This is a genomic window from Streptococcus oralis (assembly GCF_018448765.2).
GTDB classification, from domain to species: Bacteria; Bacillota; Bacilli; order Lactobacillales; family Streptococcaceae; genus Streptococcus; species Streptococcus oralis_BM.
In genome coordinates this window covers 218,813-241,107 of sequence record NZ_JAHCMC020000001.1, presented here as the reverse complement: position 1 = coordinate 241,107, position 22,295 = coordinate 218,813, and the positions used below count along the sequence as shown (strand labels likewise).

Below are 22,295 nucleotides of genomic sequence, written 5' to 3'. Positions count from 1 at the left end.
AATCATTAATACTTTTTTGAATTAGCCTTAGAACATCCTGATAAAACAACCTTTATTGTATCAGAAATTGCCCGCCAAGCTGGACTCACGCATCAAGCCATTTATCGAAAACATTTTAGAAATTTTCAAAAAATTATTGACCATATACATGCTATGATTGATGAGCAAATTCACCAAGTTTATAGTAATTATGATATGGTTAAAGATGCTAATCCCTTTGATTACGTAGTCGATAATGTTCTTTCTGCTATTTATGAGGGAATAAGGTAGATTGCTTGTCTATATACTTCTGCAATTGCTCCTTCTTTTGAACAATTTATGTCTCCACCTATATCAAACAGGGGATGGAAAATGTGCACCCTCAAAGTAAAGAATTTCACTTACCCGACGATATCTTAACCCAATTAATCGTTGAACAAACGATGGTCATTATCAAAAATTGGACTACTCAAGAAAATCCCACTCCACCTTATGAATTTAAAGTCGAGTTTTAAGACTCCCCATTTATAAAATTAAGCTAGACAGAAAAAGCCATCTATGTTAGGCTCAGATAAACTACCACATTTGTCTGAAAGGAACTAACATAAATGACCTATACTCATCTTACCACAAACGAACTTGTAATGATAGAGGCTCACTATCAAGAAAACATAAAAGTTTCAGATATTGCGAACGCACTAGAAAGATCAAAACAGACAATCTACACTGTCACCAACTATCTGAAAGAGGGGTACTCTGCTTATGATTACATAACCGATATAAAGTCAATAAGAAACGCTGTAGCATGAAAAAAACAAGCCTTTCGCAATCATCCAAACCCATTTAGAACAAAATTGGAGCCTTGATGTCATTAAAGGAACTTATCTAAATAGGGGGTTTCTTGTTCTATGAGAACTCTCTATCAACTAACAGACCGTGGTATTTTAAACCGTCCTCAATTTCCTTTTTCAACGTTGGTGTCAAACGAGACTTCCGACCTTTTTGCTTAGTCCTGTGGTCGTACTCTTCCTGTGCTAGGGCTGCGGAGTAACCATTTTGGCATCGTCTTAACTCTCTTGAAATGGTAGACTTATGGACGCCAAGTTTACTTGCAATTTGGCAAGGTTTCAAACCTAATTCCAAGTAGGTTTCTCTCTTTATTCGGTCGGTTATGGTAAAATGGAAGTAGCTCATAGTTTTTCCTCGGGATTCTGTTTGTGTGGTTACTTACAGTTTACACCAATGAAACGCTATGAGTTTTTTTGTGACACTATATTTTACAATTTATTAGATATAAAAGTTCCATAAAATCTATAATGAAAAGTGACTAAACAACTCATTAGAAAGAATCACATGGAACAATTACATTTTCAACTGTCATTCGAAAACTCAATAACTTCCACTTTAAGCATGATTTTTCGCATCTTCCTGAGATTATATCCTGGGATGTTGAAGATGAGTTTCATTGCGCAAGATTTTGACAAGCTCGATATCATCACTGTCCCTGAGGAAAGAACACAAGCTGTCATCCGAAATCACTTTCTTCGCTACAATCGAGCTGTTCGTTGTCAGGTGAAAATCATTACTATGGGTATGTTTAGTCCTTATTATGACTTAGCTAAACAGCTTTTCCGTGTGCTAAAATCGTTCTCGATCGTTTTTACCCTTCGTTATTATATTTCTGAACTCAGGCTGAAACAGTCCACTGGACTGTTTTACTCCAACACTTAAGCCGTGCTATAAGTCGTTTGCGTGTCCAAATCATGAATCAGTTTGAGCGAAAGTCCCATGAATAAGGCCATCAAACGTTACTGGAAGCTCATTCAACAGGATAGCCGTAAACTCAGCGATAAACGTTTTTATCGCTCTGAACATCAAAAAAGAAAGGACGAATTTCGTCCTTTCTCGAGCTTAGCTTTTCTTCAACCTACTACAGTTGACAAAGAGCCACTTTCTTTGCTTATTCTACTGTTACTGACTTAGCAAGGTTACGTGGTTTGTCCACATCAAGGCCACGGTGCAGGGTCGCAAAGTAAGCGACCAATTGTGTTGGTACGACCATTGAGATTGGTGAGAGGTATGGGTGGACGGTCGTAAGGACGATATCGTCTGTATCTTTGGCAACATTTTCCTCTGCGATAGTGAGAACCTTGGCGCCACGGGCTGCGACCTCTTGGATATTTCCACGAGTATGGTTGGCAAGAACTGGGTCTGACAATAGGGCCAAGACAGGTGTCCCCTCTTCAATCAAGGCAATGGTTCCGTGCTTGAGCTCCCCTGCCGCAAAACCTTCACACTGGATGTAAGAAATCTCTTTGAGCTTAAGACTCGCTTCCATGGCTACATAGTAATCTTGACCACGTCCGATGTAAAAGGCGTTGCGAGTTGTTTCAAGAAGGTCACGAACTTTAGCATCGATCGTTTCTTTTTCTGAAAGGGTTGATTCGATAGACTGAGCTACGATTGACAACTCATGAACAAGGTCAAAGGCTTGCGCTTTGGCATTGCCGTTTGCTTCACCGACTGCTTTTGCAAGGAAGGCAAGGGCTGCGATTTGTGCTGTGTAAGCCTTGGTTGATGCCACGGCAATTTCAGGACCTGCATGAAGCAACATAGTATGGTTGGCTTCACGTGAAAGAGTTGAACCAGGAACGTTTGTCACTGTCAAACTTGGGATTCCCATTTCATTGGCTTTGACCAAAACTTGACGGCTGTCAGCTGTTTCACCAGACTGGCTGATAAAGATGAAGAGTGGTTTCTTGCTGAGAAGTGGCATACCGTAGCCCCACTCAGATGAAATTCCAAGTTCAACAGGTGTATCTGTCAACTCTTCCAGCATCTTCTTAGAAGCAAATCCTGCATGGTAAGATGTTCCAGCCGCAAGGATGTAGATGCGGTCTGCATCTTGAACAGCCTTGATGATAGCTGGGTCAACCACTACTTGACCTGCCTCATCTGTGTAGGCTTGGATGAGTTTACGCATAACCGTTGGTTGCTCATCAATTTCCTTGAGCATGTAGTAAGGGTAAGTTCCCTTACCGATATCTGACAAGTCAAGCTCCGCAGTATAGCTAGAACGCTCACGACTGTTACCATCATAGTCTTGCACTTCGACGCTATCCGCCTTGACAATTACCAACTCTTGGTCATGGATTTCCATGTATTGGTTGGTTTCACGAATCATAGCCATGGCATCTGAGCAGACCATGTTATAGCCATCTCCAAGACCAATCAAAAGTGGTGATTTATTCTTAGCCACGTAGATGACTTCAGGATCTTGTGAATCAACCAAGGCAAAGGCATAAGACCCACGGATGATGTGAAGGGCTTTTTTGAAGGCTTCAAGAACTGACAAGCCATCTTCTTCAACAAATTTCCCAATCAAGTGAACAGCAATTTCCGTATCTGTTTGCCCCTTGAAGTGGTGACCTGCAAGGTATTCTTCCTTGATTTCAAGATAGTTTTCAATCACTCCATTGTGCACCAAGACAAAACGTCCAGTCTCAGAGCGATGTGGGTGAGCATTGTCCTCCGTTGGTTTTCCGTGAGTCGCCCAACGCGTATGACCGATACCAGTTATTCCCTCAACACCAGCTGTCTTAGCAGACAATTCTGCGATACGACCAACAGTCTTGACTAGATGATTTTCAGCACCACCTAGGACAAAAATCCCCGCAGAATCATAACCACGGTATTCGAGCTTTTCAAGCCCTTGAATCAAAATATCAGTTGCATTTGTGTTTCCAACAACACCAACAATTCCACACATAGTATATACGACACAGATCAACTGTGCTTTCTCCTTAAATTGGTATAGTCTGATTTCCCTTTTACAGAATCAGCAAAAACAGTATATACTTGTTTTTCTCACTTGTCAAGGATAAAAATTGGTATAGTTTTTCTACCTGGTATTTTATCAAGATTTCACTTGATACCTGACAAGTCAGCATCAATTACTTATAATAAAAAGAGGAGGTATTTGCCATGTGGTTTTTCTTCGCACTTTTATCAGCTGTCTTTGCAGCCTTAACGTCAATTTTAGCCAAGATTGGGATTGAGGGAGTTCCATCCAATCTAGCAACTGCTATTCGTACGGTCGTCGTCATTCTTATGGCCTGGGCCATGGTTTTCTTGACCAATAGTCAGACCGAAATTGTCAACATCAGTAGAAAAAGTTGGCTCTTTCTCATCTTATCAGGCTTGGCCACCGGCGCCTCCTGGCTCTGCTACTACAAGGCACTACAGATGGGCAATGCGACTGAGGTATCTGCTGTCGATAAATTCAGTCTCGTCCTTACCCTCGTTCTAGCCTTTTTCTTCCTACAGGATGTCCTGACGTTTAAAACAATTATTGGCTGTATCCTGATTACGATTGGTACCTTGGTGATGATATTGTAATAAAAAGTGAGATGAACGCTATCTCACTCTTTTTATTCTTAAAATCCATTATGGTCACTGAGTTCCTTGAACCAGTGCCCTGATTTCTTCAAGCGACGTTCCTGTGTTTCCAAGTCAAGCTCAACCAGACCGTAGCGATTTTTATAGCTGTTGAGCCATGACCAACAGTCAATAAAGGTCCAGATTAAGTATCCTTTACAGTTTGCTCCATCTTCAATGGCACGGTGAAGTTCACGAAGATGCCCTTTGACAAAGTCAATACGATAGTCGTCTTGAATCATGCCATTCTCACGGAACTTGTCTTCCCCTTCAACACCCATGCCATTCTCTGTCAACATCCACTCAATATTACCATAGTTTTCCTTGATGTTTTGAGCGATATCATAAATCCCCTGCTCGTAGATTTCCCAACCGCGGTGAGGATTGATTTTACGGCCCGGCATGACGTAAGGTTCGTAGAAATGCTCTGGCAAAAGCGGGCTATCAGGATGTTTAGCAAAACGTGGCGCCATGACACGCAAAGGTTGGTAGTAGTTGACCCCAAGGAAGTCCACAGTATGATCGCGAATGAGCTCCAACTCTTCAGCTGTAGAATCCGGCAGCAAATCTTGCTCCGCTAAAATCTCTACTAACTCTTCTGGATAAGCTCCCAAGACAGATGGATCTAGGAAAGATTGAGCTTGGAAGAGATCCGCAATGCGAGCAGCCTTGACATCCGCGGGATGCTGGCTACGTGGGTAAGCTGGTGTCAAGTTAAGGACAATCCCAATCTTAGAATCAGGCAAAATCTCATGACAGGCCTTAACCGCAAGACTACTAGCCAATTGCGTATGATAAGCAACCTTAACCGCCGCCTTAGCATCTACCTTGTGAGGATAATGGGCATCATAAAAATAACCAAATTCTACGGGGACGATGGGCTCGTTAAAAGTAATCCATTGGTCTACCAAGTCACCGTAAGTCTCAAAACAAAAACGAGCATAGTCTTCATAGGCCCTGACGGTTGCCTTATTTTCCCATCCATCCCCATCTTCTTGCAGGGCAAATGGCAGATCGAAGTGATAGAGATTGACTAAGAGACGAATCCCCTTGGCTTTAATAGCTTCAAAGACCTGACGGTAGAAAGCCACCCCTTTCGGATTGACCTCTCCACGGCCCTGTGGGAAAATACGAGACCACTGGATAGAAGTTCGGAAGGCTGTATGACCAGTCTCTACCAAAAGCTCAACATCCTTTTCCCAGTTTTCATAGAAAGTCGATGTTTTGTCAGGTCCAATCCCATTGTAATAACGGTTTGGCTCCACCTGATACCAATAATCCCAGAGATTATCTCCTTTACCATCACCTGGCACTCGTCCTTCTGTCTGTGGTCCAGAAGTGGAGGAACCCCAGACAAAATCCTTTGGAAATTTTAGCATAGCTTTACCTCTTCATTTACTCATTTTCCCCATTATATAGAAAAAACAAGGTAAAAACTAGTTACATTTTTGCCTTGTTTTTCTTCTGATTATAGTTTTATTTCTTGCTGAGGATTTCAAGCGTTTCAAGCAAGTTGTCTGCATGAACTTCGATGGTGTCACCAGTTGCCTTAATCTTAACTTCTACGATGCCATCAGCAGCTTTTTTCCCAACAGTGATTCGGATTGGCAGACCAATCAAGTCGCTATCGCTGAATTTGACTCCGACACGTTCGTTACGGTCATCTGTCAAGACTTCGTAACCAGCGTCCATCAAGTTGACTTCCAGTTTTTCTGTCAAGGCTTGCGCTTCTTCATCTTTAACATTGACAGTAATCAAATGCACATCAAATGGTGCCAATTCTTTAGGGAAGTTAACTCCCCAAGCATAACGGTATTCACCTTTTGGCGTTTTGTTAACAAAGAGGCGAGCGTGTTGCTCTATAACGGCTGAGAGGAGGCGGCTAACACCGATACCGTAACAGCCCATGATGATTGGCACAGCACGACCATTTTCATCCAAAACATCTGCACCCATACTTGCTGAGTAGCGAGTTCCGAGTTTGAAAATATGACCGATCTCGATACCACGCGCGAAGTTTAGAACACCTTGTCCGTCTGGTGAAATTTCACCCTCACGAACTTCACGGATATCCACATATTCTGCAGTGAAGTCACGACCTGGGTTCACGCCCGTCAAGTGATAGCCATCTTCATTAGCCCCCACAACAGCATTGCGAACATCTTGCACCTTACGGTCTGCAATGATTTTCACATTCTCTGGCAAAGCAACTGGACCAAGCGAACCAAAACCTGCTGGGATAACACTTGCTACTTCTTCTTCGCTAGCCACATCAAAGAAATCTGCACCCAAATGGTTTTTCAACTTGACTTCATTAAGTTGGTCATTTCCAACTAGAAGGGCTGCAACAAGTTCACCATCTGCCATGTAGAAGAGGGTTTTGATCGTTTGTTCTTCTGGCACGTTAAGGAAGGCTGCGACTTCATCGATGGATTTAACACCTGGAGTTTCCACTCGAGTCACTTCTTCTTCCGCAACGACACGGTTGCTTGGTTTGTACTCGTTTGTTGCCATTTCTAAGTTAGCTGCATAGCTAGACTCACTCGAGTAGGCAATGGTGTCTTCACCAGAAACCATCCATTTGAGCAATTCTGCCTTGATTTCTTCTTGCACTTCTGCAGGAATTTCATCAAATGAGGCAACTGACTTGTCCAAGACAACCCAGCGGTCAATGTCTGTACGAGCAGGAGTGATGGCCATAAATTCTTGGCTATCCTTACCACCCATAGCACCACCGTCACCGATGATGGCCTTGAAATCCAAGCCACTGCGAGTGAAAATACGTTCGTAGGCTGCCTTGTACTCGTCATAAGTCACATCCAAACTATCGTAATTAGCATGGAAACTATATCCGTCTTTCATGATAAATTCACGCGTACGGAGAAGTCCGTTACGTGGACGTTTTTCATCACGGTATTTAGGTTGGATTTGGTAAAGGTTGAGTGGCAATTGCTTGTAAGATTTCACAGAATTACGAACAATAGCTGTAAAAGTTTCTTCGTGTGTCGGACCTAGGATAAAGTCTGACTTTTCACGATTTTTCAGTTTATAAAGGTCTTCACCATAGGTTTCATAACGGCCTGATTCACGCCAAAGATCGGCACTGAGGAGGGCAGGAGCCAACATCTCCACTGCACCAATCTTATCAAACTCTTGGCGCATGATATTCTTAGCCTTTTCAATCACACGGTTAGCGAGTGGTAGGTAAGAATAAACACCAGCAGAAACTTGACGAACATAACCAGCACGCAACATAAGGGCGTGGCTGATAACTTGAGCATCGCTTGGCATTTCGCGAAGCGTTGGGATTAGCATTTTACTTTGTTTCATAATATTCCTCGATTATCTAAAAGAAGAGTCGCATAATGTCATTCCAGGTCACAGCTAGCATCAAGGCAACCATGATAACTACACCAGCCATGGTGACATAGGTTTCAATTTCTTGTTTAAGGGGTTTCCGGCGGATAGCCTCTAGGATATTGAGCACAATCTTTCCACCATCCAAAGCTGGGATAGGGATCAAGTTAAAAATCCCGATATTGATGGAAATCATAGCTAAGAAGTAAAGGACATTCTCAATTCCATTTTTAGCAGCATCGCTACTTGCCTTAAAGATGGCAACGGGACCACCGAGTTTGTTCAAATCTGGATGGAAAATCAAGTTTTTCAGAGCCGAAAGGATACGGAGCCCAGAGTCAGCAGCGGTTGTAAATCCACCAACAAACATGGATAGAAAGTCTGATTTGACTCTCGGTTGAACCCCAAGAATATAACGTCCTTGATTTTCTTCTGGCGTTACCGTGACTTGCTTTTCGCTACCATTTTCAGAAATAGTCACATCTAAGGTCGGGGCAGTCTTATCCTTGGTATCTGCTTCCACAGCCTGGGTCAAATCTTGCCAATTCTTAACTTCGTGGGAGCCGACCTTGGTGATTTGAGCTGTCTCAGCTATCCCTACCTTAGCCAAGGCTCCCTCAGGCATGACATGAAAGAGATTGGTTTGAGTATCTCTAACACCGCCTTGTAAAAAGATCAGGATCCAAAAAACAACAACACCTAAGATAAAGTTATTCATAGGACCTGCAAAGTTGGTGATGAGCTTGCCCCAGATAGAAGCATTTTGATACTGTACATCCAGAGGAGCGATGCGTACTTCGGTTCCGTCTTCTTCAACAACCGTTGCATCATGATCCACTGCAAAAGTCTTTTCTTCTTCCAAGACCAAACCCTTGATAAAGAGCTTGTCTTCAAAGTCAAACTGGGTTACCTGCATAGGAAGGGCCGTTTGATCCAGTTTCTTCCCTGAGAGGTTGATCCGTTTGACCTTGCCATCGTCGGCAAGTGTTAAACTGACTGGAGTTCCTGTCTTGATCTCTGTCGCATCATCACCCCAGCCTGCCATACGAACATAGCCTCCTAGAGGAAGGATCCGAATGGTATAAGCAGTGCCATCCTTACCGATATGGGAAAAAATCTTGGGCCCCATACCAATGGCAAATTCACGAACTAGAATGCCTGATTTCTTGGCAAAGTAAAAATGTCCAAACTCATGCACCACCACTATAATCCCAAAAACGAGGATAAAGGTTAGCAATCCAATCATTCAATCTTCCTTTCTTTAAAACAGGCCAAATAAGTGCATCATTGGAAACACAACCAACATGCTGTCAAAGCGATCCAACACACCGCCATGTCCAGGGATAAATTTTCCAGAATCCTTGACACCAAAATGGCGTTTCATGGCACTCTCAATCAAGTCACCAAACTGGCCTGCTACACTGAAGAAGGCGGCAAAAAGACTCATCCTATAAATTCCATAGGGAAGAGCAACTGTACTGTCCACTAGCATGAAGAGTACTGTTATCAGTACCGCACCTAGAATACCCCCAACAAAGCCCTCAATACTCTTATTAGGAGAAACTCTCGGGGCTAACTTATGCTTGCCAAAATTCACCCCCGTCAGATAAGCTGCACTATCTGTCGCCCAAACGATAAAGAGAGCCAGAAGAACCTTATCAAATCCAGCTATACGAGCATCTAATAAGGCATTGAAGCCAAAACCAACATAAAAACTCACAGCAATCGGAAAGGCCGCATCTTCAATCGTATAGCTTTTACTGAAAACGGTCGTCCCTAACATAATTGTAATCAAAACACTGTAGGCAACTACATTCCCATCAACCGGCAAAAAAGTTAGGTAATTTTCTAAGGGGATTGTGAGTGCAAAGGTTGCAAGGAGGGTCAAGGTGCCCTCAATGGTCATGGTCTTTAGTCCCTTCATGTGCAGGAGTTCATGAACAGCCAGCATAGCTATCAAGCCAATTCCTATCTGCAACAAGAGCCCTCCAACAAACAAGACGGGAAGGAAGATAAGCAGAGCCAGTCCAGCAAACAGTGTTCTCTCTTGTAAATCCTTGGTCATATTTTCTCCTAAACTCCTCCAAATCGGCGTTGTCGACGATTGTAGGAAAGAATTGCTTCCTGCAAGGCTGCCTCGTCAAAATCAGGCCACAGGGTATCCGTAAAATAGAGCTCACTATAGGCTCCCTGCCATGGAAGGAAATTGCTCAAGCGTAATTCTCCACTGGTACGAATAATCAAGTCCGGATCTCGCACATCCTTAGGCAAATGTTGAGTGAAGAGATAGTTGCCAATCAATTCCTCTGTGATATCACCCGGATTGATTTTCGCATCTAAAACATCCTGAGAAATTAGCTTAACAGCCTGTGTAATCTCAGCACGTCCACCATAGTTAAGCGCAAAATTGAGAATCAAACCCGTATTGTTCTTAGTCAATTCCTCTGCTTTTGTCAAAGCTTCAAAAGTCGGCTTAGGCAGACGATCCGTCTCACCAATCATCTGAATCTTAACGTTATTTGCGTGCAATTCAGGGACATAGTTATCATAAAACTCGACTGGCAAGTTCATGATAAACTTGACTTCTTGATCTGGGCGTGTCCAATTTTCCGTAGAAAAAGCATAGACCGTAATAACCTTAACGCCCAGTTTGTTGGCCGCCTTAGTCACCTTTTGAAGGGATTCCATCCCTGCCTTGTGTCCGAAAACCCGTGGTTGCATGCGTCTTTTAGCCCAGCGACCATTCCCATCCATGATGATGCCAATATGATTAGGAACCTGTATTGGAACCTCTACTTCTGCAGCTTTATCTTTCTTAAAAAATCCAAACATGATCTTATTCCTATTCAAAAATCTATCGTTTTATTATACCATACTTCCCTATTTTCTTCTATTGCTAAGTTACTATCATTACTTGTAAGTAACAAAAAATAAGCCGCCTGATTGGGCGACTTTATTTTATAGGGAGATTATTATGAAAAAGTTTTAGGAGTTTAAGTTAAGTTTCTCTTAACTTATGGACTTAGTATACCGCCCCTAACTTAAATTTTTCTTAAGTTTTTTGAAAAAGTGAGATTTTTCCATTTTTCTTGCCAATTTTTCTTGGACAGGCGTTCTTGATAGAGTTTCATTCGGTCCTCATTCTCTAAGAAATGAGGAGTTGGGGAAACTTGGAAGTTCATAATATCCTCTAAACCATAGGGGGTAAAGATCTCTAAAGTGGAATCTTCATTCAAGCGAAGGCCTACCGCCGTGCAGCTCTCGGGATACTTACTCATAGCATCACGGGAACTCGTGTAGGGCGCAGTGTGAGGACTGTGCAGATGCATATAGACCTGATTTTTCAACTCCCACTGATACTGAGGGAAATCTTCTCTCAGCTTGTTCTCTAGGGATACTGTTTCCTCATAAGAAACATCTGGATCAAAGAAAATCACATCCACATCCGTTTCATGGTCAAAGGCTGATTTGTCTGACAAGAGATTCCAGATAAAATTTCGAACCGAACCAGCCGCCAACCAAGAGTCTTTCAGACCAAGGTCACGAATGATGGTCAGAATGGTCATCATATCCGGATTTTCTCTGAAAGCATCTAGAATTTCTTGCTCATTTTTCATTGTATTCATACCCTAAATGCTCATATGCCTTAGCTGTCGCCACCCGTCCAGACCTTGTCCGCATGATAAAACCTTTTTGAATCAGGTAAGGTTCGTACATATCTTCGACCGTCTCACGCTCCTCGGCAATATTAACCGAAAGGGTTCCCAGTCCTACAGGACCACCACCGTACATCTCAATCATGGTACGAAGGATTTTCTGATCCACATAGTCCAAGCCTTCATGGTCAACATCTAGCATGGTCAAAGCCTTATCGGTAATAACATCATCGATAACCCCATTCCCCATAATCTGGGCAAAGTCGCGCACGCGCTTAAGGAGACGATTGGCGATACGAGGGGTTCCTCGACTACGTAAGGCCAACTCAGCTGCAGCTTCATGAGTGATTTCCATCTCAAAAATATCTGCTGTCCGCTCAACAATTTCCGTCAAATCATCGTGGGCATAGTATTCCATATGACCTGTAATCCCAAAACGTGCCCGTAGAGGATTTGAGAGCATCCCCGCACGTGTCGTTGCACCAATCAAGGTAAAAGGTGGCAAGTCCAGATGAACACTGCGACTACCTTCTCCAGCCCCAATCATGATATCAATGTAGAAGTCCTCCATGGCACTATAGAGCACCTCTTCCACCGACATGGGCAGGCGATGAATCTCGTCAATAAAGAGGACATCTCCAGGTTCCAAATCATTCAAAATCGCTACCAAGTCACCCGCCTTTTCAATGACAGGCCCAGAGGTCTGCTTGAGATTGACTCCCAGTTCGTTGGCAATAACAAAGGCCATGGTCGTTTTCCCCAAACCTGGAGGCCCAAATAAGAGTACATGATCCAGTGCTTCATCCCGCATTTTGGCAGCTTCGATAAAGATTTGCAGCTGATCCTTGACCTTATCCTGCCCAATATATTCACGTAAATACTGAGGACGGAGCGTACGTTCTACTAACTCCTCATCCCCCATTATCTCATTGTCTAAAATTCTACTCATGGCTCTATTATATCAAAAATCCAAGCCACAAACAAAAAAAACCACCGAATTTGGTGGCTTCATTAGGGAGATTATTATGAAAAAGAAAAGTTTAGGATTTCATTAAATAAAGTTAGGAGGTCTTTATTTAATGATTATATAATACAAGATGAATCTTAAAGCTAACTTAACTTTTTCTCTGATTTATCATTTTTTAAAAAATTTTTTTCAAATGGATTTTTCCTCCCCAAGTCATAAAAAAGCCACCTGATCGGGTGACTTCTTTAGGAGATTATGATGAAAAAGAAAAGTTTAGGATTTCATTAAATAAAGGGTACTCAATGAAAATCGAAATCAGACTAGGCAGATAGGCGCAAGCATAACTATAGTTAGCTAAGTCGACTCTAACGAAGGTTGATGAGATTTTCGAAAAGTATTAGGAGGTCTTTATTTAATAACTATATGATACAAGAGGAGGCTTAAACTTTACTTAAGAAAAAATAATTTTTTTATCTTTTTCGATCCACCCAAATCATTCCTGTACAATCATAAGTAGATAAGGTTTCCAATCCCAGAGATCGATAGAATCCCAAGGTTTTTTCTGTCTGTTCGGTCACTAGTTGGACTTGATAGGCATCTTTGTAATCACCTAAAGCCTCTTTCATCAAGTCGCTACCAATCCCTTGGCGCTGATAGCTAGGCAAAACGATCAAATCCTGGACAAAAATCGATGAGAAACCATCTCCGACCAAACGGACCAAGCCCACCACGGCATCGCCATCAAGTGCCAGATAAATCGCTAATGAGTGAGACAAGGCTTTCTCCAACATCTGAGGTTGATGGGTATAATTTGTCCATCCAACTGCCTGATAGAGATGCAAAACATCCTCTAGCTTGACGATTTCTTGCCTTCTAATAGTCACCATCTCAATACCTCTCATAATTCCCTTAAGTTCTTGTACTGCCGTCCATTTTTATCAAAATTTTCAGGAGCCAGCCATGCTTCCAAACGAGCTTTAACTTGAGGCCAGTCCTTATCAATCATAGAGAGCCAATCCGTATCCCGTGTACGTCCCTTATAAACGACTGCCTGGCGGAAGGTTCCTTCATAGACAAAGCCCAAACGCTCCGCAGCTCGTCTGGATGGGAGATTGAGAGCATCGCATTTCCACTCATAGCGACGATAGTTAATCTCCTCAAAAACATACCGTGCCAGGAGATACTGGGCTTCTGTCCCTATACGTGTTCCCCTGAGTTCTGGAGAAAAAGTGACAGCACCCACTTCTATTACTCGGTTATTCTGGTCAATGCGCATGAGAGAAAAAGTCCCCAAGGCCTTACCAGTTGCCTTATCTATAATCGCATAGTAAAAACGGTCCTTACGAGCCAACATCTGATTTAAGACGGTAACCAGTTCCTCCATATCTGCCACTGGTTCCTGAAAGAGGTAGGTCCACATCTCCCGAGGAGTACCCGGACCATAAACAGCTAATAAATCCTCCGCATGCTTTTCCACCGAAAGAGCCTCTATCCGAGCGTAGCGCCCTTCTAAGAAATCAATGAAAGGCAATTCTCCTGGAGTATAATCTTCCATTGACTCACCAATTATCTGACCATATTCATTTACTGGCATCGTTTTTCTCCTTGTTTTACGCTAAAAATACTATATCATAATTTGCCCTATATGGAAACTAGCACTCTCCTCAAACCTCATCCTCAACACTACATTAGTGATTCGTTTTCTTTCTTTTATCTTCTAAGGCTTGATTAATTCGTTGGGTTAGTTTGTGAGTTTGCCAGATCTGGTACAACCATATCAGTCCATAAATTAACAAGAAAAAGAACCAAAGTAAGGGACTCAACAATGCTGAACCCCAGCCAAAAAATAAGTAGGTTAATACTAAAATAGTAGCTGTCGCTAACAAATGAACTCCTACACGCATACTATAAGCAAGAAACTCTAGTCTTTCAAGGATTAAAGTCAATACCCCCATAATTCCGCTCATCAAAAACAAAGCTAGAATATTTTTTGTCGTTGGTACAGGATAGGTAATACCTGAATAAAACTGAGCCAATAACACCAAACTCAAATAAACAAAGGAGGCCGTACGCATTCCCGATACAAAATAAGCAATCAATCGCTTCATGATTTTCTCCTATAAACCTAGATAATCCATTAAGGACTTAACGTATTTCCGACTCACACTAGATTTGATACCCCGAGTCATCTTAGCCATCATGTTCCCTGAAAAGCTATCCGATAATGACTCTAAATGGTCAATGTTTATAACTGAATGACGTGATATCTGTATAAAGTTACGTCGATTAATTCGATTCTGAAAGTTTGTCAATGTTTCCTTAGTTTTATAAATCCCGTCTACTGTATAAATTGTCAATAAATTTTTATCGATATCCGCTAGAATAAGATCCTCAATTTTCACCATGACCAGATGATCATCCGTTCGAATAGGAATGACCACCTGATTAGTCGTTGAAAATTGTTCTAAATACTCCATGACCTCTCTTGCTTGGTCGGTTAACTGAGCTGCCTGAATTAAAATGTGTGGGTCTTTTTCTGAAAACTCTGTCTTCATTTCAAAACGAATCTTCATTTTCTCTCCAATATATCTTTATTTTCTCTTGCTAAACACTTTAACAAATAACATCCAAAGAAGAATAGCGACGAGACTGATAATAACCACTATAAAGTATGTTTCTTCCTTTGTCAATAGTTCTTGCCAGTTGATTTGGATTCCCATTTTTTCTTGAAATTCCTGTAACAGACTGTTATTTCCTGAAAATGCGGTCTCTAACCGCTCTTTCATCAAGACTTGTCGATAGAGAGAAGCAATATAAGTTGCAGGGGTACATTTCATGAAAAGCTGCGCAGAATCAGGTAGTACTCCAATGGGGATATAAGTTCCTACTAAAAATCCAGAAGCAGTTCCCACTATCGTTGCCAGTTTACCAAGGCTATCTACAGATTGAAAACGGTAAATCAAGAGAACATTTACCAAACTTGAAAGCAGACTACTTAACAACATAATCAAAGCGATTTCCGGTAAATGGCTGATAACTGGGCTCTCTTTAAAATAAAAACTCATAACAGCATACATAAACACCTGCATGACAAAAGAAATGACAATACTACTGATTAGATAGGACGCCTGTAGGCCCCAGTTACCTAAATCTGTCAAGAAAAGATCTTGATCCACTTGATTTTCGCGATCCTGTACCATTTGTTTAAGAGCCGTAAAACTGGTTGTCATCCCAGTCACAGCCAAGGTCCCACCCATCAGCCAGTTATTTAAAAGGTTCGTACTATTAGGGAGTTGGGACCAAGAGTCCGTCAAATTCTTCTGCAAAAAAATGATATAAAGGAGGAAGGAAATCAATGCCCCCAATAATGAGAAAAATACTCCCGAACGATTACGAAAATATAAGATAAAATTCCGTTTCAATAAAGCTAGCATTAGCGAACCTCTCTTCCTGTAAGTGCAATAAAGGCATCATCCATAGTACCCGGACGAAACTCAAAAGAATCAATTTCTTCTCGAACTTTTGCCAAATATTCAATGGCTTCCTGTGACGTCCTTGGATAAAAAAGATATTCCAACTCATTTTCTTCCTCTACTGTCATTCCAGACTGTAGCAGCTTTTCTAAATCCTTCATTTCTTTAAAACGAATTTTTAGGATATTAGATGCATACTGACTTTTAATAGCAGTCGCAGAACCTTGCGCAATCACTTTCCCATGATCAACGATATAGATCTGATCCGCTTCATCCGCTTCATCCAGATAATGAGTCGTTAAGATAATAGTCATCCCTTCATCCTTTTGTAGTCGATACAGTAGATCCCAGATGGATTTGCGCGTCTGAATATCAAGACCTGTCGTTGGTTCATCCAAGAAAAGAATATCTGGTCGCGAAAGAAGAGCACGCGCAATATCAACCCGACGTTTTTGCCCACCTGACAAAGTTCCATATAGTTGTTTCTGGAAAGCAGTCAAACCCAGTTGATGAATCAAATCATCCACACGACTTGCCGCAATCTCCTTATACTGTTGAGCACGAATCGTGAGATTTTCCCTAACCGTCAACATCTCATCCAGTACACTAGCTTGAAAAACCACTCCGATTTTCGTATTTGGCGCATATCGAATCTGACCTTGTGTCGGATTTTTCAAACCGATTAACATGGAAATGGTGGTTGATTTCCCTGCACCATTGGGTCCCAAAATAGCATTGAAACTTCCTCTTTCAAACTCTAACTGAATATCATCGACAGCCATATGATTGCCGTACCGTTTAGTCAAATGTTTAGCTTGTAAAATCATATTTTCCCCTCCTCTTTACCACACTAGTTTAACAAAAAGAATGAAAGAAAAATCGACTTTTGAGATAAGCAGTTAAAATGAAAGGACAAGTGGTAAAATAATGGTGGCTAAGTTAAAGTGGTGCAGGCTGCAACCGTTTTTCTTCTATCGAATCACTAGAGGAAGTTTAAAATCACTTACAACCAAACATTATTTTTTAAAACATGCGCTATAAAAGAGGTGTTTTACCACATCTAGCAGAAAAAGCCAAGAGTCGGTAGTATTGTTCTCACCAAAGCAAACAATAAAAAATGAATCAGAAATCATGACACACTCTCCTTTCTAGAAAAATGAAATTGCTGAATAGGACAGGATTGAATTTGAAGCAAGCAAGTATGGTCCTGAATTTGAAACTGCCATTAACGATAAGTCTATCTATTAGGAAAGAAATCTTCAATACAAGCAAAAACAGCTCTTGTTATCCAAGAAGAGCTGTTCTATTTTATGAAAGAGAAAGTCACTAGTGACCCTTGTGCTTCTCTCTACGTTTTTGCTGTTTGCGCTCAAATTTCTCTTGTTTGAGCAATTGCTTTTGGAGACTAGATTGATGTTTTGAATGCTTTTTTCGTTCCTCGTACTGCAACTGCAAGAGCTCTTGTGACTTAGAAGAAACTTTCTGCTTCACCTGTTTCTTTACAGCTCGCTGCAGACGCTTCGGATTCTTAATCTTCACATGCTGTTTAACTGTTGCCTCTGGACTAAAAGATAATCGAACAAACTGAGTCTGTATAAGCCTCAAAATTTCATCCTCTTTTGGTTCCTGACCAAATGTCACACGACAAACTTGATAAGATTCTCGATACACCTGTTCGAACAAACCATGCCAAAATCCATCTTCAAAATAAACTGTCAAGCCAATTGAAACGATTTCCATGACAGCACCTCCTTAAATCTATCCCTAAGAATGGACAACCAAGGAGGAAGGTTACTGATAGGCTTGCCTACGTCTGGACCACCAACCAGAACTGTGTTTTTATCTTAGTTGGGACTATTATAGCACGGTTCAGCACTATCTACAAATTTTTCAGATGTGTATCAAAAAAATTTATCGTGGCAAACCAAGAGTCTACACTTTCTTTCATTAATAAGCGCCAATCTTTTCGATAACGATGATTCGGTTGATAAGCAACCGTCAACATATGCCCCGTTTCATGGTATTTTTTAAACAAAATGGATTTCCCTTTATAATGTGAAATAATATCATCTATCGCGGATGACGCATTCCATATTTCATCAACATCACTTCCTAGCAATAATAAAGGAGAGGCAATTTTACTCACATCAATCTGAGCCCTACTATCTTCAGGAATATGTTTTCCAAAAAACTTGTTTAACAAATAATTTCCTAGTTGAAATTTTTGATACGGAAGTTCTTTTTGCAAATATGTCCAAGAAGATGAATGAGAGTTGAGTTTTCCCTTTATTCCTTCAAATATTACATTTGAGGGGGAATTGAGTACCAAACATTGCACATCATCCAAAATACTTTGTCCAGCTAGAACAAGCTCTGCTCCTTTAGAACGACCATATATTCCTATTTTTGTATTATCAACTTGAGGATGATGATATAGAAAATCTTTCGCTTCCTCCAGACATTCTATCGGAATTCGTTCTAAGTTTTGAGGTAATCCCTCTAAACCAAAATAAGCTATCGCAAGGCAAATATAGCCTCTAGAAGATAAAAGTTGGGCAATGTTCTGAGCTTTTTCAATTCTTCCCTCACTACCGCTAACAATAATCACGGCTGGCGCCTTTCTTAACTTTTCATCATAAAATAATCGACCTTGAAAATGCTTATCATAAATATCTTGATACCTTATTCCCAGATTCATATAACGCCTTACAAAACTTTGCTCCGCGACCACATCTTTCCCCAGCCTGATTTTAATTTCAACACCAAAACAATCTCGCAATGGAATTCTATCAAGAGAACTGGGTAATCTCCTTTTCCTATTCTTCAACGGTTTCGCATTAAAGAACAAGCCCATTTCTGAAACCCCTTTATAAGATCCTGAAATGGCTGCTGTTTGAGAGGTGTCAATCATACCGTCCTGATCAGATAAAAAAATTGCGGTTGATTTCCACACGACACCATGATCTAAAAGTAAGGGAGCATTTATACAGTAATAATCAGACAGGTACATTTCTACACAATACCTTGTCCTTGGTTCTAAACCATTGATAGTAATATAAAAAGATTCATCTGCTAAGTCAGTTTGTGAAATCAGTTCAATGTTTACACTCATATCTTCTCCTTTTGTTAATATACTTAACAACCAAATTTAAAATTTACCGTGACTTTCACCACGGTAATCCTCCCCATACATTTTCAATATCATCCATCAATTTCACAACTGTTTGAAGCTCCTCCTCGCTATAGTTGTTTAAAACTGAAAAGACCGATTCTTCAATATATGCTTGTTGCTCCTTATGGATTTTAAAAACTTCGATGCCTTTTTCAGATAATCTCAAATATTTATTTTTCCCATTATTCGGAGTAAAATCAAAAACAACTAAATTTTTTTGAATTAATCTCTTGACACTTTGAGTTATTGCACTTCTCGAAACTTTTAATAATTCAGATAATTTCACTAGATTTAAGGGCTGATTTTTCCCAATCACAACAATCAAATGTACCTCATTCAACGTAATGGATTTGTCAATACTAATTTTATGTTGATTTTTTTTTAGCTGTTCAAATGCTAAAATAAATCTATTGAAACGATTATTAAATGTAATAAATTCTTTTTTATCCATAATCTCTCTTTTCTTTGTTAATTATATTAACAAAATAGAAACTTCTTGTCAAATAAAAATCCTCCAGATTCTACTCTGAAGGATTCCTATCTTATTTCACAACGATATTGACGAGTTTAGTTGACTCAAACAGTTTAAGAAACTGTCCGAGGTTTGAAATCAGCAAATCAACTGATTACTTCGTTACAATATTCACCAGTTTATTCGGTACTGCAATCACCTTCACGATTTCCTTGCCGTCAATTTCTGCTTTAACTTTTTCATCTGCTAGAGCGATTTCTTGCAATTCTTCGCGTGATAGGTCTTTAGCAACCATCAATTTGGCACGGACTTTACCTTTGATTTGGACGACGATTTCGATTTCGTCTTCAACCAATTTACTCTCGTCCCATGCTGGCCAAGCCACGTAAGAGATGGATTCACCTGTTGCTGCAACTGTTTGCCAGAGTTCTTCTGCTAAGTGAGGTGCAAATGGGGCAATCAATTGGATAAAGCCTTTGGCATAGTCTACATAGAGTTTGTCTTCCTTGTTGGCAGCGTTGACAAAGACCATGAGTTGGGCAATGGCTGTGTTGAATTTCATGGATTCGATTTGCTCAGTGACAGCTTTGACTGTTTCATTGTAAACCTTGTCAAGAGCACCATTGTTTTCCGTAACGATTTCTTTACTTGTAATCAAACGGTAAACACGGTCTAGGAATTTACGACTTCCTTCAAGACCTTCTTCTGACCAAGCGATGGAAGCGTCAAGTGGTCCCATAAACATTTCATAGATACGAAGGGTGTCAGCACCGTATTGTTCCACTACGTCGTCTGGGTTAACAACATTCTTGAGGGATTTAGACATTTTGGCTGGTGCTTGCTCCAACTCTTCCCCTGTTTCCACATGGAAGAAGGATCCGGCACGTTTTTCAACCTTGTCAGTCGCTACAAGAGCTCCACGGTGGTCACGGTAGCTTGTTCCCAAAATCATTCCTTGGTTAAAGAGTTTTTGGAATGGTTCCTTAGTCGGAACAACACCGAGGTCATAGAGGAATTTGTGCCAGAAACGAGCATAAAGTAAGTGAAGAACGGCATGCTCCGCACCACCTACATAGATATCTACTGGCAACCATTGTTTGAGGAGATCCTCGTCAGCCAATTTCTCAGTATTGTGTGGGTCAATATAACGGAGGTAGTACCAGCTTGAACCAGCCCACTGTGGCATGGTGTTGGTTTCACGACGACCTTTGACACCATCTTCACGAGTCACTTCAAGCCAGTCGGTCAAGTTAGCTAGTGGACTTTCACCAGTACCTGAAGGACGGATGTCCTTAGTTACAGGCAAGACAAGTGGCAATTCATTTTCAGGGACGGCTGTTGAAGTTCCATCTTCCCAATGAATGATTGGGATTGGCTCACCCCAGTAACGTTGACGACTAAAGAGCCAGTCACGGAGACGGTAGGTGACTTTTTCTTGACCGTAGCCTTTTTCTTCCAACCAAGCCACAATCTTAGCAATAGCGTCTTCTTTGTTAAGGCCATCTAGGAAGTCTGAATTGACATGAAGACCATCTTCAGTATAGGCAGCTTCTGCTACATTTCCACCTTCAAGCACTTCTACGATTGGAAGGTCAAATTGTTTGGCAAATTCCCAGTCACGTTGGTCATGGGCTGGAACAGCCATTACCGCACCTGTCCCATAGCTCGCAAGAACATAGTCGGCAATCCAGATTGGAATTTCCTTGCCATTGACAGGGTTGATGGCATAAGCACCAGTCCATACACCTGTTTTTTCCTTAGCAAGGTCGGTACGAGCCAAGTCAGACTTGAGACTAGCTTGGTGTTTGTAGTCCGCAACTGCATCAGCTTGCTCTGAGCTTGTAATGGCATCTACTAGTTCATGCTCAGGAGCCAAGACTGTGAAAGTCGCTCCGAAAAGCGTATCAGGACGAGTAGTAAAGACGGTAAATTCCTTGTCAGTCCCCTTCACTTTGAAGGTTACATTGGCACCAGTTGATTTCCCAATCCAGTTACGTTGCATGTCCTTGATAGACTCTGGCCAATCCAACTCATCCAAGTCATTAAGCAAGCGCTCTGCATAGGCCGTGATTTTAAGCATCCATTGGCGCATCGGTTTGCGGACAACTGGATAGCCTCCACGTTCAGAAGTTCCGTCCGGAAGGACTTCTTCGTTTGCAATGGCTGTTCCCAATTCCTCAACCCAGTTTACTGGTACTTCGGCTTCATAGGCCAAGCCTTTTTCGTAAAGCTTGGTGAAGATCCATTGCGTCCACTTGTAGTAGTTTGGATCTGTTGTGTTGACTTCACGATCCCAGTCATAAGAGAAGCCAAGCGCATTGATTTGGCGTTTGAAGTTGGCAATATTTTCAGCTGTAAATTCTGCTGGGTCATTTCCTGTGTCCATGGCATATTGCTCAGCAGGCAAACCAAAGGCATCCCAACCCATTGGGTGAAGGACATTGTAGCCTTGCGCACGTTTGTATCGGCTGAGAATATCGGTTGCTGTGTAGCCTTCTGGGTGTCCTACGTGCAGACCTGCTCCAGATGGATAAGGAAACATATCAAGAGCATAAAACTTCGGTTTTGATGCATCTGTTCCTGTCTTAAATGTATGATGTTCTGCCCAGTAGCCCTGCCACTTAGGCTCAATTTCTTTATGATTGTAAAAACTCATGGTCTCTCTCCAATTTTATGATGTTACTATTATACCATTTTCAAGAGATTTTTACAGATGAAATCATGAAGTTTCCATTGATACCTATTACAAAACATACTCTAACTATTTCCTTTTAATTGACCA

Annotated in this window: 19 protein-coding genes and 3 pseudogenes; 3 read left to right on the top strand and 19 right to left on the bottom strand. The window is 41.3% G+C overall.

The features are described 5' to 3' along the window. Positions 1 to 587: 587 nt before the first annotated feature. Positions 588 to 947 (top strand): annotated as a pseudogene (locus tag KIH88_RS01260) (IS30 family transposase); the annotation flags it as partial. On the opposite strand, the pseudogene KIH88_RS01255 reads toward KIH88_RS01260, so the two are convergent. Then, positions 922 to 1,173, bottom strand: a pseudogene (locus tag KIH88_RS01255) (helix-turn-helix domain-containing protein); the annotation flags it as partial. The pseudogenes KIH88_RS01260 and KIH88_RS01255 overlap by 26 nt on opposite strands. A gap of 167 nt (positions 1,174 to 1,340) precedes the next feature. Between KIH88_RS01255 and KIH88_RS01250 the strand changes: the two are divergent. Continuing rightward, positions 1,341 to 1,845: pseudogene (locus KIH88_RS01250) on the top strand (transposase); the annotation flags it as partial. Between the two features lie 94 nt (positions 1,846 to 1,939). On the opposite strand, the gene glmS reads toward KIH88_RS01250, so the two are convergent. Continuing rightward, positions 1,940 to 3,748: a glutamine--fructose-6-phosphate transaminase (isomerizing) gene (gene glmS, locus KIH88_RS01245; protein WP_213988675.1), complete on the bottom strand. Its 1,809-nt coding sequence runs from the start codon at positions 3,746 to 3,748 to the stop codon at positions 1,940 to 1,942. A gap of 215 nt (positions 3,749 to 3,963) precedes the next feature. On the opposite strand from glmS, the gene KIH88_RS01240 reads away from it, so the two are divergent. Then, positions 3,964 to 4,377 carry an EamA family transporter gene (locus KIH88_RS01240; protein WP_213988552.1) on the top strand — a complete coding sequence of 138 codons (414 nt, stop codon included), beginning with the start codon at positions 3,964 to 3,966 and terminating at the stop codon, positions 4,375 to 4,377. 38 nt (positions 4,378 to 4,415) lie between these two features. Here KIH88_RS01240 and KIH88_RS01235 read toward each other — a convergent pair whose 3' ends face one another. The 17 genes from KIH88_RS01235 to leuS form a co-directional block, all read right to left on the bottom strand. Continuing rightward, positions 4,416 to 5,795 carry a glycoside hydrolase family 1 protein gene (locus KIH88_RS01235; protein ID WP_213988553.1) on the bottom strand — a complete coding sequence of 460 codons (1,380 nt, stop codon included), beginning with the start codon at positions 5,793 to 5,795 and terminating at the stop codon, positions 4,416 to 4,418. Positions 5,796 to 5,892: 97 nt separating this feature from the next. Then, positions 5,893 to 7,746, bottom strand: coding sequence for a proline--tRNA ligase (locus KIH88_RS01230; RefSeq protein ID WP_213988554.1), 1,854 nt, complete (start codon positions 7,744 to 7,746; stop codon positions 5,893 to 5,895). 16 nt (positions 7,747 to 7,762) lie between these two features. Then, positions 7,763 to 9,019 (bottom strand): RIP metalloprotease RseP, encoded by a 1,257-nt coding sequence (gene rseP / locus KIH88_RS01225; protein WP_213988555.1) that lies wholly within the window; start codon positions 9,017 to 9,019, stop codon positions 7,763 to 7,765. Positions 9,020 to 9,034: 15 nt separating this feature from the next. After that, positions 9,035 to 9,838, bottom strand: coding sequence for a phosphatidate cytidylyltransferase (locus KIH88_RS01220; protein ID WP_213988556.1), 804 nt, complete (start codon positions 9,836 to 9,838; stop codon positions 9,035 to 9,037). Positions 9,839 to 9,846: 8 nt separating this feature from the next. Then, complete coding sequence (locus KIH88_RS01215) at positions 9,847 to 10,605, bottom strand: isoprenyl transferase (RefSeq protein ID WP_213988557.1); 759 nt, start codon at positions 10,603 to 10,605, stop codon at positions 9,847 to 9,849. Between the two features lie 209 nt (positions 10,606 to 10,814). Beyond that, positions 10,815 to 11,399 (bottom strand): nucleotidyltransferase family protein, encoded by a 585-nt coding sequence (locus tag KIH88_RS01210; protein ID WP_213988558.1) that lies wholly within the window; start codon positions 11,397 to 11,399, stop codon positions 10,815 to 10,817. Further along, a complete protein-coding gene (ruvB, locus tag KIH88_RS01205; RefSeq protein ID WP_084867907.1) occupies positions 11,380 to 12,378 on the bottom strand; it encodes a Holliday junction branch migration DNA helicase RuvB in 999 nt (332 codons plus the stop codon). The genes KIH88_RS01210 and ruvB overlap by 20 nt, the downstream gene beginning before the upstream one ends. 488 nt (positions 12,379 to 12,866) lie before the next feature. Next, a complete protein-coding gene (locus KIH88_RS01200; RefSeq protein WP_213988559.1) occupies positions 12,867 to 13,283 on the bottom strand; it encodes a GNAT family N-acetyltransferase in 417 nt (138 codons plus the stop codon). 11 nt (positions 13,284 to 13,294) lie between these two features. Next, the gene (locus KIH88_RS01195; RefSeq protein ID WP_213988560.1) at positions 13,295 to 13,990 is read right to left on the bottom strand and encodes a GNAT family N-acetyltransferase; all 696 of its coding nucleotides are present in this window, start codon (positions 13,988 to 13,990) and stop codon (positions 13,295 to 13,297) included. 94 nt (positions 13,991 to 14,084) lie between these two features. Beyond that, positions 14,085 to 14,504, bottom strand: coding sequence for a DUF3021 family protein (locus tag KIH88_RS01190; RefSeq protein ID WP_084852755.1), 420 nt, complete (start codon positions 14,502 to 14,504; stop codon positions 14,085 to 14,087). A gap of 9 nt (positions 14,505 to 14,513) precedes the next feature. Next, positions 14,514 to 14,969: a LytTR family DNA-binding domain-containing protein gene (locus tag KIH88_RS01185; protein ID WP_000701938.1), complete on the bottom strand. Its 456-nt coding sequence runs from the start codon at positions 14,967 to 14,969 to the stop codon at positions 14,514 to 14,516. Between the two features lie 18 nt (positions 14,970 to 14,987). Next, positions 14,988 to 15,830 carry an ABC transporter permease gene (locus KIH88_RS01180; RefSeq protein WP_042902987.1) on the bottom strand — a complete coding sequence of 281 codons (843 nt, stop codon included), beginning with the start codon at positions 15,828 to 15,830 and terminating at the stop codon, positions 14,988 to 14,990. Beyond that, a complete protein-coding gene (locus KIH88_RS01175; protein ID WP_084921190.1) occupies positions 15,830 to 16,696 on the bottom strand; it encodes an ABC transporter ATP-binding protein in 867 nt (288 codons plus the stop codon). The genes KIH88_RS01180 and KIH88_RS01175 overlap by 1 nt, the downstream gene beginning before the upstream one ends. 499 nt (positions 16,697 to 17,195) lie before the next feature. Next, entirely contained in the window at positions 17,196 to 17,609 is a 414-nt protein-coding gene (locus KIH88_RS01170) for a YjdF family protein (RefSeq protein WP_084921189.1), read from the bottom strand. 139 nt (positions 17,610 to 17,748) lie between these two features. Next, the gene (locus KIH88_RS01165; RefSeq protein ID WP_084921188.1) at positions 17,749 to 18,981 is read right to left on the bottom strand and encodes an acyl-CoA thioesterase/bile acid-CoA:amino acid N-acyltransferase family protein; all 1,233 of its coding nucleotides are present in this window, start codon (positions 18,979 to 18,981) and stop codon (positions 17,749 to 17,751) included. 55 nt (positions 18,982 to 19,036) lie between these two features. Next, positions 19,037 to 19,492, bottom strand: coding sequence for a MarR family winged helix-turn-helix transcriptional regulator (locus KIH88_RS01160; RefSeq protein ID WP_084921187.1), 456 nt, complete (start codon positions 19,490 to 19,492; stop codon positions 19,037 to 19,039). Between the two features lie 175 nt (positions 19,493 to 19,667). Then, positions 19,668 to 22,169 (bottom strand): leucine--tRNA ligase, encoded by a 2,502-nt coding sequence (leuS, locus tag KIH88_RS01155; protein WP_213988561.1) that lies wholly within the window; start codon positions 22,167 to 22,169, stop codon positions 19,668 to 19,670. Between the last annotated feature and the right edge of the window lie 126 nt (positions 22,170 to 22,295).

Excerpts from the sequence above, each read along its gene's own strand:
- glmS (WP_213988675.1), bottom strand. The coding sequence starts at position 3,748 with ATGTGTGGAATTGTTGGTGTTGTTGGAAACACAAATGCAACTGATATT.
- KIH88_RS01240 (WP_213988552.1), top strand. The coding sequence starts at position 3,964 with ATGTGGTTTTTCTTCGCACTTTTATCAGCTGTCTTTGCAGCCTTAACG.
- KIH88_RS01235 (WP_213988553.1), bottom strand. The coding sequence starts at position 5,795 with ATGCTAAAATTTCCAAAGGATTTTGTCTGGGGTTCCTCCACTTCTGGA.
- KIH88_RS01230 (WP_213988554.1), bottom strand. The coding sequence starts at position 7,746 with ATGAAACAAAGTAAAATGCTAATCCCAACGCTTCGCGAAATGCCAAGC.
- rseP (WP_213988555.1), bottom strand. The coding sequence starts at position 9,019 with ATGATTGGATTGCTAACCTTTATCCTCGTTTTTGGGATTATAGTGGTG.
- KIH88_RS01220 (WP_213988556.1), bottom strand. The coding sequence starts at position 9,838 with ATGACCAAGGATTTACAAGAGAGAACACTGTTTGCTGGACTGGCTCTG.
- KIH88_RS01215 (WP_213988557.1), bottom strand. The coding sequence starts at position 10,605 with ATGTTTGGATTTTTTAAGAAAGATAAAGCTGCAGAAGTAGAGGTTCCA.
- KIH88_RS01210 (WP_213988558.1), bottom strand. The coding sequence starts at position 11,399 with ATGAATACAATGAAAAATGAGCAAGAAATTCTAGATGCTTTCAGAGAA.
- ruvB (WP_084867907.1), bottom strand. The coding sequence starts at position 12,378 with ATGAGTAGAATTTTAGACAATGAGATAATGGGGGATGAGGAGTTAGTA.
- KIH88_RS01200 (WP_213988559.1), bottom strand. The coding sequence starts at position 13,283 with ATGGTGACTATTAGAAGGCAAGAAATCGTCAAGCTAGAGGATGTTTTG.
- KIH88_RS01195 (WP_213988560.1), bottom strand. The coding sequence starts at position 13,990 with ATGCCAGTAAATGAATATGGTCAGATAATTGGTGAGTCAATGGAAGAT.
- KIH88_RS01190 (WP_084852755.1), bottom strand. The coding sequence starts at position 14,504 with ATGAAGCGATTGATTGCTTATTTTGTATCGGGAATGCGTACGGCCTCC.
- KIH88_RS01185 (WP_000701938.1), bottom strand. The coding sequence starts at position 14,969 with ATGAAGATTCGTTTTGAAATGAAGACAGAGTTTTCAGAAAAAGACCCA.
- KIH88_RS01180 (WP_042902987.1), bottom strand. The coding sequence starts at position 15,830 with ATGCTAGCTTTATTGAAACGGAATTTTATCTTATATTTTCGTAATCGT.
- KIH88_RS01175 (WP_084921190.1), bottom strand. The coding sequence starts at position 16,696 with ATGATTTTACAAGCTAAACATTTGACTAAACGGTACGGCAATCATATG.
- KIH88_RS01170 (WP_084921189.1), bottom strand. The coding sequence starts at position 17,609 with ATGGAAATCGTTTCAATTGGCTTGACAGTTTATTTTGAAGATGGATTT.
- KIH88_RS01165 (WP_084921188.1), bottom strand. The coding sequence starts at position 18,981 with ATGAGTGTAAACATTGAACTGATTTCACAAACTGACTTAGCAGATGAA.
- KIH88_RS01160 (WP_084921187.1), bottom strand. The coding sequence starts at position 19,492 with ATGGATAAAAAAGAATTTATTACATTTAATAATCGTTTCAATAGATTT.
- leuS (WP_213988561.1), bottom strand. The coding sequence starts at position 22,169 with ATGAGTTTTTACAATCATAAAGAAATTGAGCCTAAGTGGCAGGGCTAC.